Source organism: Paraburkholderia sp. RL18-085-BIA-A (genome assembly GCF_046027075.1).
Lineage (GTDB): Bacteria > Pseudomonadota > Gammaproteobacteria > Burkholderiales > Burkholderiaceae > Paraburkholderia.
Genome location: NZ_JARESU010000040.1, coordinates 41307 through 56742, shown reverse-complemented (window position 1 = coordinate 56742; position 15436 = coordinate 41307). Strand labels below are relative to the sequence as shown.

Here is a 15436-nt window from a genome sequence, read left to right as displayed (position 1 = left end):
ACGACTCCCGCTAAGCGGCGCGAGATTCATGCCAAAGTGGGCGAGTCGTGACGTCCACGACAAAGGAGCGTTCATCATGAAGGTAGCAACTGTTGGATTGGATCTGGCGCAAAGAATTTGTTGCAGCTTCACGCCGTGGATCCGCAAGGCCACCTTGTTGCCCGCAAGCAGTTTGAGACGCACAGAAGTACTCCGGTATTTCGCAAAGCTTGAACCGTGCGTGGTCGGCATGGAAGCATGTGGGTCGTCACACTACTGGGGCCGGGAGCTCGCCAAGCTCGGGCACACCGTGCGTCTGATCGCCCCGCAGTTCGTACGACCTTACGTAAAGAGCAACAAGACCGATGCCGCTTGCGCCGAAGCAATCTGTGCTGCACGGGCGGCGTTCTGACACCCCCACTCCAGGATCGGTCGCCGGATTCTCCGATGACTTTAGAAGCCCATTCTCAACTGCATGTCGAAACACGCAATTACAGGTTTCCCGCACCCGCCTGGCCGTGTCGACCACGCCTCGATCGCGAGCCCGATCGACTATTTCGACATACTCTGGTGTAGCGATCTGGGCTATCGGGCGATTGCCGAGCCACGGATAGACGTTCTTCGCAAGCTGCCGCCCGATCTTGTCCAGATAGTCCGCCGACCAGTGCGCTTTCTGCTCCCTGATCCAGACTTTGCCACTGCTTCAAAGGTCGCGTCGGCGTTAAACGTGGCTTGAGCCTTCGCCTCTCGCCTCTCGCCTGCGTTGCATCGGATCAATCCCCTGTCGCAGCAGTTCGCGGCCAGTAGCGTGAGCCTCTCTTTTTCCAAAACCTCTGGCCACCCGCCTAGCGCCATCGTTTTGGTCTTGCCGGCGAAATCGTAATTCCATCGCCAAAGCTTCGCTCCGTCCGGCTTGATCAGAATGTAAAGGCGGCCGCCATCCGACAACGTGTGAGGCTTGACAGCCGCTTTCGCGTTGACGATCTCGAGCCGTGTGAGTTGGTGGAGTGGAGAGCGAGCCATCGTTGGCTACGTGACCAGTGGAGGGCACAGGAGTCAAAATACAACGAAAAGTACAACGATAAAAGGCCAGCTTTCGCTGGCCTTTGCCGGACGTCTATTGATCTGCAACAAGCAATAAAAAACCCGCGGAGCCAATAGCCACGCGGGTTTCTGTGTACTGCAGCAGTTCTCTTCGGACCTGCTTGGACGCTAATCGTGAAACGAAATGGTGGGTGCTGAGAGGCTCGAACTCCCGACCTACGCCTTGTAAGGGCGCCGCTCTACCAACTGAGCTAAGCACCCATTTCCGATTCACTGTGCTTCTGCTTACTGCTGAATTTCCTACTTGAGTTCGCTACCTGACATTTCTCAAGCAGCAAGCCCGTTAGTTTAGCGCATCCTTCAGAGCTTTACCAGGCCTAAATTTAGGAACTTTCGCTGCCTTGATTTTGATCTCAGCACCGGTGCGCGGATTGCGTCCCGTGCGGGCGGTCCGTTTGCCGACCGCGAACGTGCCAAAACCGACCAACGTGACCGAACCGCCTTTCTTCAACGTACCTTTGACGCCACCGATCACTGCATCGAGTGCACGGCCTGCCGCAGCCTTCGAAATGTCGGCTTGCTGTGCAATGTGATCGATCAATTCCGTCTTGTTCATTCCAACCCCCGAGAATGTTTATGGCAATCGCGATAGTGCTCTTTAGCACCTGGCATCACGCGGCTGGCGGGTAACGCCGAGCCGCCTCATTAGAATGGGCCGAAACCGTTGTGTCAAGCCGGGTTGAGCCTGATTCGAGGCGTTTTTTAAGAGGATTCTTACCACCAGATATTGCTTGCAATCAATACGCATGCAATCGGGCGGCACAGACCGCGCGCATTACTCAAAAGATGGGAAAACGCGAGCTACGAGACGCGGTCCCAAGATCGCGCGGACAAGAAAAAACCCGCGGCCTAGACCGCGGGTTTTTGTTCAGCAACCACTTTCGCTGCCAATTGCTTCAGTCTGATTAGTGCTTCACGAACTCCGTGGCGGCGTCTTTGCCCGACTCCGTCGCAACAGGTGTAGCAGGCTTGGGCTCTTCTTCCGGCAACGCTTGCGGCACACGTTCGAGCGCCAGTTCGAGCACCTTGTCGATCCAGCGGACCGGCACGATTTCGATCGCGTTCTTCACGTTGTCCGGAATCTCCGTCAAGTCCTTGACGTTTTCTTCCGGAATCAGCACCAGCTTGATGCCGCCGCGATGCGCCGCCAGCAGCTTTTCCTTCAGGCCGCCGATCGGCAGGACTTCGCCACGCAACGTGATTTCGCCCGTCATCGCGACGTCGGCACGCACCGGAATACCGGTCAATACCGACACCAGCGCGGTCGTCATCGCGATACCGGCCGAAGGACCGTCCTTCGGCGTAGCGCCTTCCGGCACGTGAATGTGAATGTCCTGCTTCTCGAACGCTTCGTCCTTGACGCCAAGACGACGCGAACGCGAGCGCACGACCGAGCGCGCTGCTTCGACGGATTCCTTCATCACGTCGCCGAGCGAACCCGTGCGGATCACATTGCCCTTACCCGGCATCACCGCGGCTTCGATGGTCAGCAGATCGCCGCCGACTTCCGTCCACGCGAGACCTGTAACCTGGCCCACCTGATTTTCCTTCGCAGCCAGACCGAAGTCATACTTGCGCACGCCGAGGAAGGTGTCGAGATTGCTGCCGTCCACCTTCACCGCGCCTTCCGCCTTCTTAAGCAGAAGCATCTTCACGACCTTGCGGCAGATCTTCGAAATTTCACGCTCGAGCGAACGCACACCCGCTTCGCGCGTGTAGTAACGAATGATGTCGCGGATCGCGGTTTCCGTCACATCGACCTCGCCATCCTTGAGGCCGTTGTTCTTCTTCTGCTTCGGCAACAGATAACGCTGCGCGATGCTGACCTTCTCGTCTTCCGTGTAACCCGACAGACGGATCACTTCCATCCGGTCGAGCAATGGCGGCGGAATGTTCAGCGAGTTCGACGTCGCCACGAACATCACGTCCGACAGATCGAAGTCCACTTCGACGTAGTGATCGGCGAACGTGTGATTCTGTTCCGGATCGAGCACTTCGAGCAACGCCGACGACGGATCGCCGCGGAAATCCTGGCCCATCTTGTCGACTTCGTCGAGCAGGAAGAGCGGATTGCGCACGCCGACCTTGGTCAGGCTTTGCAGAATCTTGCCGGGCATCGAACCGATGTACGTCCGACGGTGACCGCGAATCTCGGCTTCATCGCGCACGCCGCCGAGCGCCATACGCACGAACTTGCGGTTCGTCGCGCGAGCGATCGACTGACCCAGCGACGTCTTACCGACACCCGGAGGCCCAACGAGGCAGAGGATCGGCGCCTTGACCTTGTCGACACGTTGCTGGACCGCGAGATACTCGAGAATGCGTTCCTTCACCTTCTCGAGACCGAAGTGGTCTTCGTCGAGCACGCGTTCCGCATTCGAGAGGTCGTTATTGACCTTGCTCTTCTTGCGCCACGGCAAGCCGATCAGCGTGTCGATATAGTTGCGCACGACCGTCGCTTCAGCCGACATCGGCGACATCAACTTGAGTTTCTTCAGTTCGGCGTCGGCCTTCTTCTTGGCTTCCTTCGGCATGCGGGCAGCCGTGATGCGCTTCTCGAGTTCTTCGAGGTCCGCACCTTCTTCGCCTTCGCCGAGTTCCTTCTGGATCGCCTTGACCTGTTCGTTCAGGTAGTACTCGCGCTGGCTCTTCTCCATCTGACGCTTCACGCGCCCACGGATGCGCTTTTCGACCTGCAGGATGTCGATCTCGGCCTCGAGTTGCGCGAGCAGATGCTCGAGTCGCTCGATTACCGGAAACATCTCGAGGATGTGTTGCTTCTGGTCGAGCTTGAGCGGCAGATGTGCCGCGATCGTGTCGGCCAGACGCCCGGCTTCGTCGATACCCGACAGCGACGTCAGGATCTCCGGCGGGATCTTCTTGTTCAGCTTCACATACTGGTCGAACTGCGACACGATCGCGCGACGCAGCGCTTCGGTTTCAGCGCTGTCGGCGTGGTCGGGTTCGAGCGGCATGACTTCGCACGAGAACTGCGTTTCCTGTTCTTCGATGGAAAGGGTCTTCGCGCGCTGCAAACCCTCGACGAGCACCTTCACCGTGCCGTCGGGCAGCTTCAGCATTTGCAGGATGTTGGCAACACACCCTACTTCGTACATGTCCTTTTCGGTCGGCTCATCTTTCGCAGCCGTTTTCTGGGCGACGAGCATGATGTGCTTGCCGCCTTCCATCGCTGCTTCGAGAGCCTTGATCGACTTCGGGCGGCCTACGAAGAGCGGAATCACCATGTGCGGGAAGACGACTACGTCGCGCAGCGGGAGCAGCGGGAGCGTAATGCGTTCCGGCGGGAGGAGTTGGGTTCCTGACATTTCATTTCCCCATGAGTGGAATCAGTTCGTTCGATAGGTGAGGCCAGCAGAAAATATTGCAAGCCTCCGCGTGTGGGAAAAGTTCAGTGACTCCGAAGGTTCAGTGACTCCATAGTGAAAACAACCATGCTGACCACACGATAAACGAAAAAGCCGTTCACGTCGCCATGAACGGCTTTTTTGCGGTACCCGAAAGCCGATCAGTTCGAACCCGCCACCTTGGGCGCGTCTTCGTAAATCAGTAGCGGTTTGCCGTCGCCGTCGATCACGTTGTCGTCGATGATGACCTTGCTGACACCTTTCATTTGCGGCAGGTCGTACATCACGTCAAGCAACGCTTGTTCCAGGATGGAACGCAAGCCCCGCGCGCCCGTCTTGCGACGGATTGCTTTGCGCGCCACGGCCTGCAACGCCGCCGGGCGAATCTCGAGCTCGACGCGTTCCATGTTGAACAGCTTGTGGTACTGCTTCACCAATGCATTCTTCGGTTCGACGAGGATTTTCATCAAAGCCACTTCGTCCAGCTTGCCGAGCGTGGCAACCACCGGCAGACGGCCGATCAGTTCCGGAATCAGGCCGAACTTGATCAGATCTTCCGGTTCCACTTCGCGCAGCACTTCGCCGGCGTCACGGTCCTGCTTGCTCTTTACGCTCGCGCCGAAACCAATGCCGGTCTTCTCGGTACGATCAACGATGACCTTCTCGAGCCCGTCGAACGCGCCGCCACAAATGAAAAGAATGTTGGTGGTGTCGACCTGGATAAAGTCTTGATTCGGATGCTTACGGCCACCCTGCGGCGGCACCGACGCCATCGTGCCTTCGACCAGCTTCAGCAAAGCCTGCTGCACGCCTTCGCCCGACACGTCGCGGGTGATCGACGGGTTGTCCGACTTGCGGCTGATCTTGTCGATTTCGTCGATGTAGACAATGCCTCGCTGGGCCTTGTCGACTTCGTAATTGCAGTTCTGCAGCAGCTTCTGGATGATGTTCTCGACGTCTTCGCCGACATAGCCGGCTTCCGTCAATGTGGTCGCATCGGCGATCACGAACGGGACGTTCAGAAGGCGCGCGAGCGTCTGCGCGAGCAGCGTCTTGCCGGAGCCGGTCGGTCCGATCAGCAGGATGTTGCTCTTGGACAGCTCGATCTCGTCCTTCTTGTCGAGATGCTTCAGGCGCTTGTAGTGGTTGTACACCGCGACCGCGAGGATTTTCTTCGCGCGTTCCTGACCGATCACGTACTGGTCGAGGATTTCACGGATTTCCTGCGGGCTCGGCAGATCGGACTTGGACAAGCCCGCCTCGATACCCGCGCCGGCAGCTTCGTCACGAATGATTTCGTTGCACAGGTCGATACATTCATCGCAGATGAACACCGACGGGCCGGCAATCAGTTTCTTGACTTCATGCTGGCTCTTGCCGCAAAACGAGCAATACAACAGCTTTTCGCTGTTAGAACCTTTTTTGTCCGCCATAGATGTGTGAGCCTCCGGACACTCAATTACATGATACGCCGTTTGCCCCCGCCTCGCAGTTGGGCGCGGCGGGACTTGAGCCAAGGTGACGGCGCTTGCCGCAGGCGCTCGGACGATTCTCGATTATTTCACAACAGATCCGCCGACGGCTTCGCCCCAATTTGGGGCAAAGCCGCACCAGATCAAGGACGCTTGTGCGCGACCTGGTCAACCAGTCCATACGCTTGCGCGTCGTCGCCGGACATGAAGTTGTCGCGGTCGGTGTCGCGCGCGATGCGCTCGACCGGCTGGCCCGTATGGTGCGCGAGCAGATGATTCAGCCGCTCCTTCAAATACAGAATTTCGCGCGCCTGGATTTCGATGTCCGACGCCTGACCGCGCGCACCGCCGAGCGGCTGGTGGATCATCACGCGCGAATTCGGCAACGCGAAACGCTTGCCCTTTGCACCCGCTGCCAGCAGGAACGCGCCCATGCTGGCCGCAAGACCCATGCACAGCGTGGAGACGTCCGGCTTGATGAACTGCATCGTGTCGTAGATCGCCATGCCCGCCGACACCGAGCCGCCGGGGCTGTTGATGTAGAAGCTGATGTCCTTGTCCGGATTCTCGCTCTCGAGGAATAGCATCTGCGCGACGACGAGATTGGCCGTCTGGTCGTTCACTTCACCTACCAGGAACACAATGCGTTCCTTCAGAAGACGAGAGTAAATGTCATACGAGCGCTCGCCCCGGCCGCTCGTTTCCACGACGATCGGCACCAGTCCGAGCGCCTGCGCTTCGAGATCCCGGGACGACTGGGAGGTCAACGTGTCCAGCATTTGGGCGCGAAAGGTCATGCAATGGATCCTTGTCTGGAAATATTCTGGATATTGGACGCTAGACAGGTGTGTGCGGCGAGCCCGTATTCAAGTGCGCGATCAGTACGAACGCGTCGTGCTAAAGAACGCAACGCGTAGTGCACATTAACAGCACCAAAACAGCACAAAAAAACGGCGTGCTGGCCGTCGCTCCGACAGCCGGCACGCCGTTGCAGCAACACTTACGCTTGCGCCGTTGCGCTTGCCAGTTCTTCGAAGCTCACTTCCTTGTCCGTCACCTTGGCCTTGCCGAGCACGAATTCGACGACGTTAGCTTCAACGACGTACGCTTCCATTTCAGCAAGACGTTGCTGGTTTGAATAATACCAGCGGACGACTTCCTTCGGGTCTTCGTAGCTTTTCGCGAATTCGTCGACTTCGGCGCGAATCTGCTCCGGCTTCGCTTGTAGTTCGTTGGCCTTGACCAGTTCGGCCAGCACGAGGCCCAGCTTGACGCGGCGCTCTGCCTGTTCCTTGAACATCGCGGCCGGGATCGGTGCGTCCTTGGCGTTCGGCACGCCACGTTGCTCCAGATCCTGACGAGCCATTGCGACGAGGCGCTCCTGATCCTGTTCGATCAGCGCGTTCGGCACGTCGAGTTCCGAAATCTTCAGCAGCGCGTCCATCACCTGATTCTTGACGATGGCTTGCGTGCGGCGCTTCGCTTCGCGTTCGAGATTGTCTTTGATCTCGGCGCGCATCTTGGTCTGATCGCCGTCTTCAATGCCGAGCGACTTCGCGAAATCAGCGTCGATTTCCGGCAGGTGCGGCCATTCGATCTTCTTCATCGTGATCGTGAATTGCGCCGTCTTGCCTGCCACGTCCTTGCCGTGGTAGTCCTCGGGGAAGGCCAGATCGAATTCCTTCGACTCGCCGCCCTTCAGGCCCTGCGCCGCCTTTTCGAATTCCGGCAGCATGCGGCCTTCGCCCAGCACGAACGCGAAGTCTTCCGCGCTGCCGCCCTGAAACACTTCACCGTCGATCTTGCCGACGAAGTCGACCGTCACGCGATCGCCTTCTTTCGCAGCCGTGTCCGCGCCGCCGTCGCCGTGCTCGCCGGCTTCGCCGCGAGCGTGGAAATGCACGCGCTGCTTGCGCAGGATTTCCAGCGTGCGGTCGATTTCCGCTTCGCTGATGGTGGTCGTGGTGCGCTCGATTTCAGCCGTCGCGACATCGCCCAGCTTCACTTCCGGGTACACCTCGAAGGTTGCGTCGAACGCGTAGTCGCCTTCAACCGCGTCGGTCTTCGGCGCGAAGCTCGGCTGGCCGGCGACGCGCAGGTTTTCGGCGCGGCTGATGTCGAAGAATTCCTTGCCGACCTTGTCGCTCAGCACTTCGGCTTCCACCTGACCCGAATACTGTTGCGTCACCATCTTGAGCGGCACCTTGCCCGGGCGGAAGCCCGGCATGCGCACGTTCTTCGCGAGTTGACGGATACGCGAGTCCACTTCCTTCTGCACGGCGTCCTTCGGCAGGGAAATCGTTACGCGGCGTTCGAGCTTGCCGAGGTTTTCAACAACGTTAGCCATGGCTTCAATCGTCCTAAAATTATTCGAGCGAATCAGTTATCTTCTCCGTGCCGCTTTTCGACGTCGCTTCGCGTCGATTGCGCGCCTGCGCCGCGGGCTTGCAGGCCGCCGGCAGCACGGTTGGGTCCAAAGAGCCGAATATTTTAGCAAACTATTTGCGCGCCTAGCCGGGATTCGATGAATGCGCGCGTTTTTATCGGCATTCCGGCGGCTTTCCGGGCTGTTTCGGCGCGGTTTCCTTCCAGGGTACGCACGGACTCCTCCGTCCGTTTGCGGGGTTGCCGGCGCCTTTCGCTGCTTGTGCGCGTCCGGCTCGCGCAGCCGGTTCACCGGCACTGCGCAGCTCGCACGTCATCGGCAGGCCGCGGGCGGCGCGCGCTTCGCCGCTGACGATTCCGGCTATGCCGTCCGACATATTCAGTCGGCGCGCCCATGCTGATAAGCTAACGCACGCGCTCGGGGCTGCGCCCGTATCCAATCCCCGTCCTCGCAACGAGTCCAACCATTCAGAGACACCATGCCGAATTCGTCGTCCTCGCCTGTCGTCGTCATTGCTCCCGATTCCTTCAAAGGCTCGCTTAGCGCGGAACAGGTCGCGCAGGCGATCGCGACGGGCATCCAGCGCGCCCGGCCCGACGCCAGCGTGCGCATCTGTCCGATGGCCGACGGCGGCGAAGGCACGCTCGACGCGATGCTCACGAGCGGGGGCGAACGCCGCAAGCTGAACGTGCGCGGCGCGGCCGGTCCGCTGCGCGAAGCGCTGACCGGCCTGCTCGCGGACGGCAGCGCGATCATTGAAACGGCCGAGATCGTCGGCATCACGGATCCGGTGGGGATGGGTGTGCCGGTCGAAGCGCGCAGCACGCGCGGGATGGGCGAGGCGGTTCGCGCGCTGCTGGATGCCGGCGTGCGACGCTTTTTCGTCGCGCTGGGCGGCAGCAGCACCAACGACGGCGGCGCCGGCCTGCTGACCGGCCTCGGCCTCAAACTGTTCGACGCGCACGACAACGAACTCGATGGCACGCCTGAACAGCTCGCGCGGGTTGTGCGCGTCGACGTTTCGCAACTCGACGCCCGGCTCGCGGACGCGCAGTTCGTAGGCATGTCGGACGTGGACAACCCGCTGACCGGCGAGCACGGTGCGACCGCGGTATTCGGTCCGCAAAAGGGCGTCAAGCCGGATCAGGTGGCGGCGATCGACGCCGCCCTCGCCCGCTTCGCCGACCTGCTCGAAGCCGCGCTTGGGCGCACCGCGCGCGAGCTGCCAGGCGCGGGCGCAGCCGGCGGCCTCGGCTTCGCGCTGCACATGCTCGGCGCGCAGTTCGAGCCGGGGGCGGAAACGGTTGCGCGGCAGATCGGTCTCGACGCCGCGCTCACGGGCGCGGACTGGCTGATTACCGGCGAAGGCCGCTCGGACGTGCAAACGCTGCACGGCAAGGCGCCCTTCATCGCCTGCCGTCATGCGCAAGCGGCCGGTGTGCCCGCCACGCTGCTGTCCGGTGCGGTCGATTCAGCGGCCTTGCCGCGCCTCGCCGAACACTTCAGCGGTTGCTTCTCGCCGGCGCCCGGCCCGATCACGCTAGAAGTCGCGATTAGCGACGCGGCCCGCCTGCTCGCCAACGAGGCCGAACAACTGACGCGCCTCAAATACGGCACGCGTTGACCGGCGGGACGGTTGCGGCAACAATCACAGCGCCGCGACCGCTCCACTCACCTCGGGATGACCATGAAGGACTCCGTTAAAGCCGGGCTCGAACAATTCCTCACGTACCGGCTGCATGTGCTGAACAAACTCGCGGAGCGTGGCATCAGCGAGCGCTATCAGGCGAAGCTCGGCGTGAGCCTGCCTGAGGCACGGGTAATTGCGTCGGTGGGCTCGTTCGGCCCGTTCTCGATCATGGATCTGGCGAGGCACGCCAATCTCGACAAAAGCCAGGCGAGCCGCGCGGCCGAAGCGATGATCCGGCAGGGACTCGTGCAACGCCAGCCGAGCGCCGAAGACGGCCGTGTGGTGCTGATTTCGCTGACACCGGACGGCCGTGCGCTATACCGGAAGGTGATGCCGATCGCGCGCAAGTGGAACGGCGATATGTTCGACTGTCTCGACGAGCAGGAAAAGGCCGCATTCGGCGCTGCGCTCGACAAGGTCATCGAGACGATGACAGCGCGCGCGCAATGATGCGTGGCGGGTGCGCAGCGCTGCTGTGTTGATTTGCTTACGGGCCGCTGCTGGCGCTGGCGCCGCTTGCTTCAGCGTCGTTGTGTCTGGAGATTGATTCGTAAACCTATCGGCTAAAAGACGCAGCCGGTGCTCGCACCGCTCGCAGTTGGCAAGTAAGTAACGCCCGCTTCAGCGACGCCGCGGCTTTTCGCGGCGCTGTCGCCCGAGCGCCAAAATCACCCCTTTTCGTTGCCAGGTCCCTTTTCGTTGCTGGGCCCATCTGCATCGCCACCAGCAATTTCCGCGTTGTCAGTCGCAGTCCCCACCGTACCGGCGCCACCCGGCAACCCACCGGCCACCTGACCGGCCCGCGTTTGCACAACGCGCGCGCGCCACCAGGCGATCACCCCGAGCGAACCCACCGCCAGCGCCAAAGCTGCCCATAGCAAATAGCGGCGCAACACCGCCGGATCGCCGGCCACGGGCGGCGCACCCGTCTGCTGCACAACGTGCGGCGCATCGCCGAGGCGCGCCGTCGCGACAACCGACGACGCGTCCTTCAACAATACGTCGCGACTGACCGCCGCCGACGTCGTCGCCGCGCTCCCCACCGCCAGCGTGAACGGCTCGTCCCCCTGCGCGGCGAAAGTCAGCGTCGCCGGATGCCAGCCCGCCGCAACCGTCAATGCACCAACGCCGACTCCACCGTTGCGCGTGTCGACCACCACGCGCCATTGACGATCCGTGTCGGGCTTCAATTCGAGTGCAGCGTTACTCTGTTCCACCTCGCCGTTATGCAAGCGGAACAGCGTCGCGTGGGCGACCTCCCGCCACGGCGCGTTCAGACCCGCCCGCGAGTAGACGATCGCCGGCGCCACCGTATTGGGCTGCGGCAAACCGATGACCAAGCGGTCGACCGGATACGGCCGGCCCGTCGAGAAGAAATATTCGCCGGGCTTCACGCCGGCCTGAGCGACGAGGCCTTTGCGCCATTCCCGCTTCATGTCCGCACGGCGCGCAGCATCGACGCCAGCCGCCAGCACCTCAGCATCAATCGAATCGACATACGGCGCGCCGTCGAGCCAGTGCAAGCGAAGGTAACGCACGTGAACGCCGTCCAGTTCGATCCGGTCCTGGCTCAGGGTGCTGCCGTTGTAGTTGACCTTGAGCAGTTGCGCATCACCCGCTGGCTGCCAATGACGCAAATCGTCGCTGGCCTCGACGCGCACGCGACCCTGGTAGTTGTCGTCACGCAGATGCACGAGCAACGCCCCGACGCGGCCGGCCCGCGCCGCGCGCCCGGCATCGATCAGGTCCACATCGTGTTGGGCGCGCGGCGGCGGGGCCGAGGTCGCGCGCAACGATCCGTCGGCCGACATTGCGACCCCGGGCGGCGGGCCATTGTCGCCCGTAGCGGCGGACGACAACGGAAACCAGCGCACCTGGCGCAGGGCCGGCGGAATGCGCGCGGGCTCGCGCGGCGCGTCGAGCGAATATGGCACGGCTTCGCCGGCGCCGTTGAAGACGCGCAGATCGCCGAGATCGCCGCGGCGGCTGGCCTCATACACGGGAGCTGACAGCGTCACGCTGTAAAACGCGGCGCCGTCTTCGAGCTGGAGCGCGAAATGCCGCGCGAAAGCATCGGCGGCCGCAGCGGGCGCCGAGGTCCATAGGGCTGCGAGCGCCAGGCACCCGCCGGTCAGTCTCAAGAGACGCTTCATTGCGCAGTTTCCGGGAGCACAACCTTGAATGGCAACGTGAGAAGTGGCCGGCCAGAGCCAACCTCGAACCGATACCGACTAAAGACGCGAGCCGCTCGATGCCCGTCGCGAGTGACAGGACGAACAGGACTAAACCGGCGGCGGCTAACCGTCAACAGCGCGCCCCGATTAAGCAAAAACAGCCGCGTCGCCCAAATGATGACCTCAGGCGCGCTGAGGGTCCAGATTACCTAAATTGGCCCGCGCACATGCGCGCATTCGCACGCCACCACGCCGCCGCAGAGCCGCCGCACCCCGCCCGGATTCGCGACAACCCGTCAACCATGTCAAAATTCGCCATTGGCCACCGCGCCTTCACACTCCCACTTTTCATCCAAGGAAGTTTCAGTGGACATCAACAAGCAGGTCGCGGCACTCACCGCTTCGGAACTCCAGACCGCCGGCGCGAGCCAGGCGACGGCGATCGCGGTCAGCGTGCTGCTGCGTCATCTTCGCTCGCCCGAGCTGGTAAAACTGTTGTCGTCGGCATTCGAAAACCATCAGTCGGTCATGCTGCAAACGCCGTGGCCGGATCAGATGCTTCAAGCATTCGAATCGACCCGCCGCTTCCTCGAAGGCGCGGCGCAGGCGGAACTGCCGGGTGCACAGGCGCAATCCGGCACGCCCGGCGTCTGAGCGCTGTCGGGCAAAGCCTGCCCGACACGCGCGCCAGAAACAAAAAACCCCGTCAGTCCAACGACTTAACGGGGTTCTTCGCTACAGATAAATGGTGCGAGGGAGGGGACTCGAACCCCTACACCCTTGCGGGCGTCAGGACCTAAACCTGGTGCGTCTACCAATTTCGCCACCCTCGCAGCCGGGCACGCCGCTGTGCGTACTGCCCGATGTCCGGCCTGCTCGCGAACGCGCCGGAAACAGGCGCCCGAAAGCGTAAGCGCGAGATTCTAACCGATTGATTCGCGCTTGTCTGCACCTTCGCAGCATCTGTAGAAGCGACGCCGATGCTACAATTTTTGGCTTGACGCAGGCATGCCGTGCCCCTTCTTCGCCTGCCCTTCCCCACATTTCCAATCCAGTGAATTTCGACGAATATTGCCAGCAGAAAGCGGCGCCCCCAGGATCGAGCACTTACTATGCGCTTAGGCAGGCGCCCACAGCAAATCAACCGCTGCTGACGGCGCTGTTCGCGTTGCGCCGCGAATTCGAGGAGACGGTCAAGGAGATCAGCGATCCGGCGATCGGCCGCACGAAACTCGCGTGGTGGCAAAACGAAATCGCTGCGATGGCGTCGGGCTCGCCCTCGCATCCGGTTTCCAACGCGCTCGCGGCTTATCTGCCCGATGTGAAGGCGGAATCTTCGGCACTGCAGGCATTGCTCGCCGGCTTCGAAATCGACCTCGACCAGGCGCGTTACCTCGACTATCCGAATCTGCGGCGCTATCTGCAAAGCGTGGGGGGCACCTTTGCGTCGCTGGTCGCGCGCGCCACGGCGAAAGACGCCGCGCGGGCGCAGGACTGGTCGGCGCCGCTTGGCGAGGCGCTGCTGCTCGCACAGTTTGTCGTCGAGACGGGCAACGATGCGCGTCACGGCCGCATCTACATTCCTATCGACGAAATGCAGCGCTTCAACGTCACCGCTGCCGATCTGATCAATCGAAAATATAGCGATGCATTCACCGGGTTGATGCGCTTCGAAACTTGGCGTGCCCGCGATGCGTTGCAGACCGCGCTCGCCGCTGTGCCCGCCGCCGAGCGCCGCGCGCAGCGCACACTGCTTGCGCTGGCGGCGCTGGCGCTGGCGCTGCTCGAGGAAATCGAACGCGACGGTTATCACGTTCTGCATCAGCGCATCGCGTTGACGCCGATCCGCAAGCTCTGGATCGCGTGGCGCGCGAAGTAGACTGGGCACCCGAGACGGCTCGATGCGCCGCTTCACGTTGACGCCGGCTTGAAGCTGGCCATTGTCTCACGCGTTGCCGCCAAGTCTTGCAGTAGTCCTGCTTAAAGTAGTCCCGCTTCAGGCAGCATCAAACGCGCAGTAGTGGCAACGGCTCGAACCGTTGCTGCAGAATCGTCGACGCGTCGAGCCCCCACCAGGACCCAAGCACGGTCGCATACAGCTGTCGAAAATCGACGCCGAGCGGTAAGTCGCCGTTGCCGTCGAGCCGAGCGAGCGCCGGCGGCAGTCCGTACAAACCGCCCCGCACGCGTGCGCCCATGACGAAGTGCGGCGCCACGGTGCCGTGTTCGGTGCCGTTGCTGTGGTTCTCTTGCGCACGGCGCCCGAACTCGGCATAAGTCATCACCAGCGTGCGGTCCCAGCGGCCAAGTTCGACGAGCGCCGCTTTCATCGATGCCAATCCTTCAGCGAGTTGTCCTAGCAACACTGCCTGCTGCGCCGGCTGGTTGTGATGCGTATCGAACCCGCTCAGCGTCAGACGGATCGCGGCGACGCCCCGCCCGCTTCGGTGTTGTTCTTGCAGCGTGCCGCACTCGGCGAGCATCTGCATTGCAGCCTTGACCGAACTGCCGAATACGCCGCCGGGGAACACTGTATTCAACTGCACGTGATGCCGCGCGGCGCGCAGACCGTCGTCGGCGTTCCCGATCTCGTTACCGACGTCGAAAATCCGCGACCCTGCGACATTGCGCTCGTGCAGCGGCGCGGGACTTGCGAGGCGCGATGCGTTGCCGGGTTGCGTCGAAGCGCCCAGCGCGATCGCACGTTCGCCGTTCGCGAACGGCCCCATCTCTGCATTGCCGATCACCACGCCGTCAGCGGCAAGACCGGCGGGCACCGGCATCTGCGCAAATGCACGCGTCAGCCAACCTTCGCGCAGATACTGATCGGAGCGCGACGCGGTATCCCAGATCTCGGTCGAGCGGAAGTGCGAGAGATTCGGTTGCGCGTAGCCGACGCCTTGCACGACCGCGAGTTGCCGGTTGCGCCAAAGCGGCATCAACGGCAGCAGCGAGGGATGCAGCGCAGTGCGCTCATCGAGCGCAATCGCGTGCTCGCGTTTGATGCAGATGTTTTTGCGCAGGTTGTAGTAGGCAGGATCAGCAAACGGAATCACGGTATTCAAACCGTCGTTGCCGCCTTTCAGTTCGACGAGAATCAGCAGGTTGTGTGAGCCGCAGCTTGACCACGCGCGCGCCGTGGGCGCCTGCACACCGAACGCGCTCCGCAGCGAAAGTGTTGCGCCGGCGGCTGCGCTCATCGAAAGAAAGCTGCGTCGTTTCATCCTGCTCCTCGTTCGATCGCGATGGCGTGAGCCGGGCCGCGG

Annotated in this window: 12 protein-coding genes, 2 tRNA genes and 2 pseudogenes; 5 read left to right on the top strand and 11 right to left on the bottom strand. The window is 61.8% G+C overall.

Features of this window, described 5'->3' with window-relative positions; translation table 11 throughout:
- Positions 1-76 precede the first annotated feature (76 nt).
- Positions 77-376, top strand: a pseudogene (locus P0D89_RS25140) (IS110 family transposase); the annotation flags it as partial.
- 60 nt (positions 377-436) lie between these two features.
- Here the strand turns inward: P0D89_RS25140 and P0D89_RS25135 are convergent.
- The 8 genes and pseudogenes from P0D89_RS25135 to tig form a co-directional block, all read right to left on the bottom strand.
- Positions 437-664 (bottom strand): annotated as a pseudogene (locus P0D89_RS25135) (phage integrase central domain-containing protein); the annotation flags it as partial.
- The gene (locus P0D89_RS25130; protein ID WP_408362303.1) at positions 565-1002 is read right to left on the bottom strand and encodes an Arm DNA-binding domain-containing protein; all 438 of its coding nucleotides are present in this window, start codon (positions 1000-1002) and stop codon (positions 565-567) included. The gene P0D89_RS25130 and the pseudogene P0D89_RS25135, both read right to left, overlap by 100 nt.
- A gap of 206 nt (positions 1003-1208) precedes the next feature.
- A tRNA-Val gene (locus P0D89_RS25125) sits at positions 1209-1284 on the bottom strand.
- A gap of 82 nt (positions 1285-1366) precedes the next feature.
- On the bottom strand, positions 1367-1639 hold the full coding sequence (locus P0D89_RS25120) for an HU family DNA-binding protein (RefSeq protein WP_201640641.1): 273 nt from the start codon (positions 1637-1639) through the stop codon (positions 1367-1369).
- A gap of 349 nt (positions 1640-1988) precedes the next feature.
- Positions 1989-4409, bottom strand: a complete 2421-nt coding sequence (lon, locus tag P0D89_RS25115) for an endopeptidase La (protein WP_408362304.1) — start codon at positions 4407-4409, stop codon at positions 1989-1991.
- 200 nt (positions 4410-4609) lie between these two features.
- Positions 4610-5881 (bottom strand): ATP-dependent Clp protease ATP-binding subunit ClpX, encoded by a 1272-nt coding sequence (gene clpX / locus P0D89_RS25110; protein WP_007182009.1) that lies wholly within the window; start codon positions 5879-5881, stop codon positions 4610-4612.
- A 182-nt stretch (positions 5882-6063) separates the two neighbouring features.
- Positions 6064-6717 carry an ATP-dependent Clp endopeptidase proteolytic subunit ClpP gene (clpP, locus tag P0D89_RS25105; protein WP_007182010.1) on the bottom strand — a complete coding sequence of 218 codons (654 nt, stop codon included), beginning with the start codon at positions 6715-6717 and terminating at the stop codon, positions 6064-6066.
- A gap of 203 nt (positions 6718-6920) precedes the next feature.
- Positions 6921-8267 (bottom strand): trigger factor, encoded by a 1347-nt coding sequence (gene tig, locus P0D89_RS25100; RefSeq protein WP_408362305.1) that lies wholly within the window; start codon positions 8265-8267, stop codon positions 6921-6923.
- 517 nt (positions 8268-8784) lie between these two features.
- On the opposite strand from tig, the gene P0D89_RS25095 reads away from it, so the two are divergent.
- On the top strand, positions 8785-9930 hold the full coding sequence (locus P0D89_RS25095) for a glycerate kinase (RefSeq protein ID WP_408362306.1): 1146 nt from the start codon (positions 8785-8787) through the stop codon (positions 9928-9930).
- A 63-nt stretch (positions 9931-9993) separates the two neighbouring features.
- A complete protein-coding gene (locus P0D89_RS25090) occupies positions 9994-10446 on the top strand; it encodes a MarR family winged helix-turn-helix transcriptional regulator (protein ID WP_408362307.1) in 453 nt (150 codons plus the stop codon).
- A 218-nt stretch (positions 10447-10664) separates the two neighbouring features.
- Here P0D89_RS25090 and P0D89_RS25085 read toward each other — a convergent pair whose 3' ends face one another.
- The gene (locus P0D89_RS25085; RefSeq protein ID WP_408362308.1) at positions 10665-12149 is read right to left on the bottom strand and encodes a DUF3999 domain-containing protein; all 1485 of its coding nucleotides are present in this window, start codon (positions 12147-12149) and stop codon (positions 10665-10667) included.
- A gap of 387 nt (positions 12150-12536) precedes the next feature.
- Between P0D89_RS25085 and P0D89_RS25080 the strand changes: the two genes are divergently transcribed.
- Complete coding sequence (locus tag P0D89_RS25080; RefSeq protein WP_408362309.1) at positions 12537-12824, top strand: hypothetical protein; 288 nt, start codon at positions 12537-12539, stop codon at positions 12822-12824.
- A 92-nt stretch (positions 12825-12916) separates the two neighbouring features.
- Here P0D89_RS25080 and P0D89_RS25075 read toward each other — a convergent pair.
- Positions 12917-13003: transfer RNA gene (locus P0D89_RS25075), tRNA-Leu, on the bottom strand.
- A gap of 221 nt (positions 13004-13224) precedes the next feature.
- Here P0D89_RS25075 and P0D89_RS25070 point away from each other — a divergent pair.
- The gene (locus tag P0D89_RS25070) at positions 13225-14049 is read left to right on the top strand and encodes a squalene/phytoene synthase family protein (protein WP_408362310.1); all 825 of its coding nucleotides are present in this window, start codon (positions 13225-13227) and stop codon (positions 14047-14049) included.
- A 127-nt stretch (positions 14050-14176) separates the two neighbouring features.
- On the opposite strand, the gene P0D89_RS25065 is transcribed toward P0D89_RS25070, so the two are convergent.
- Positions 14177-15394 carry a DUF1501 domain-containing protein gene (locus tag P0D89_RS25065; protein WP_408362311.1) on the bottom strand — a complete coding sequence of 406 codons (1218 nt, stop codon included), beginning with the start codon at positions 15392-15394 and terminating at the stop codon, positions 14177-14179.
- Positions 15395-15436 lie beyond the last annotated feature (42 nt).

Bases quoted from the DNA above. Each gene is read 5' to 3' on its own strand.
- P0D89_RS25130 (WP_408362303.1), bottom strand. From the start codon at position 1,002: ATGGCTCGCTCTCCACTCCACCAACTCACACGGCTCGAGATCGTCAAC.
- P0D89_RS25120 (WP_201640641.1), bottom strand. From the start codon at position 1,639: ATGAACAAGACGGAATTGATCGATCACATTGCACAGCAAGCCGACATT.
- lon (WP_408362304.1), bottom strand. From the start codon at position 4,409: ATGTCAGGAACCCAACTCCTCCCGCCGGAACGCATTACGCTCCCGCTG.
- clpX (WP_007182009.1), bottom strand. From the start codon at position 5,881: ATGGCGGACAAAAAAGGTTCTAACAGCGAAAAGCTGTTGTATTGCTCG.
- clpP (WP_007182010.1), bottom strand. From the start codon at position 6,717: ATGACCTTTCGCGCCCAAATGCTGGACACGTTGACCTCCCAGTCGTCC.
- tig (WP_408362305.1), bottom strand. From the start codon at position 8,267: ATGGCTAACGTTGTTGAAAACCTCGGCAAGCTCGAACGCCGCGTAACG.
- P0D89_RS25095 (WP_408362306.1), top strand. From the start codon at position 8,785: ATGCCGAATTCGTCGTCCTCGCCTGTCGTCGTCATTGCTCCCGATTCC.
- P0D89_RS25090 (WP_408362307.1), top strand. From the start codon at position 9,994: ATGAAGGACTCCGTTAAAGCCGGGCTCGAACAATTCCTCACGTACCGG.
- P0D89_RS25085 (WP_408362308.1), bottom strand. From the start codon at position 12,149: ATGAAGCGTCTCTTGAGACTGACCGGCGGGTGCCTGGCGCTCGCAGCC.
- P0D89_RS25065 (WP_408362311.1), bottom strand. From the start codon at position 15,394: ATGAAACGACGCAGCTTTCTTTCGATGAGCGCAGCCGCCGGCGCAACA.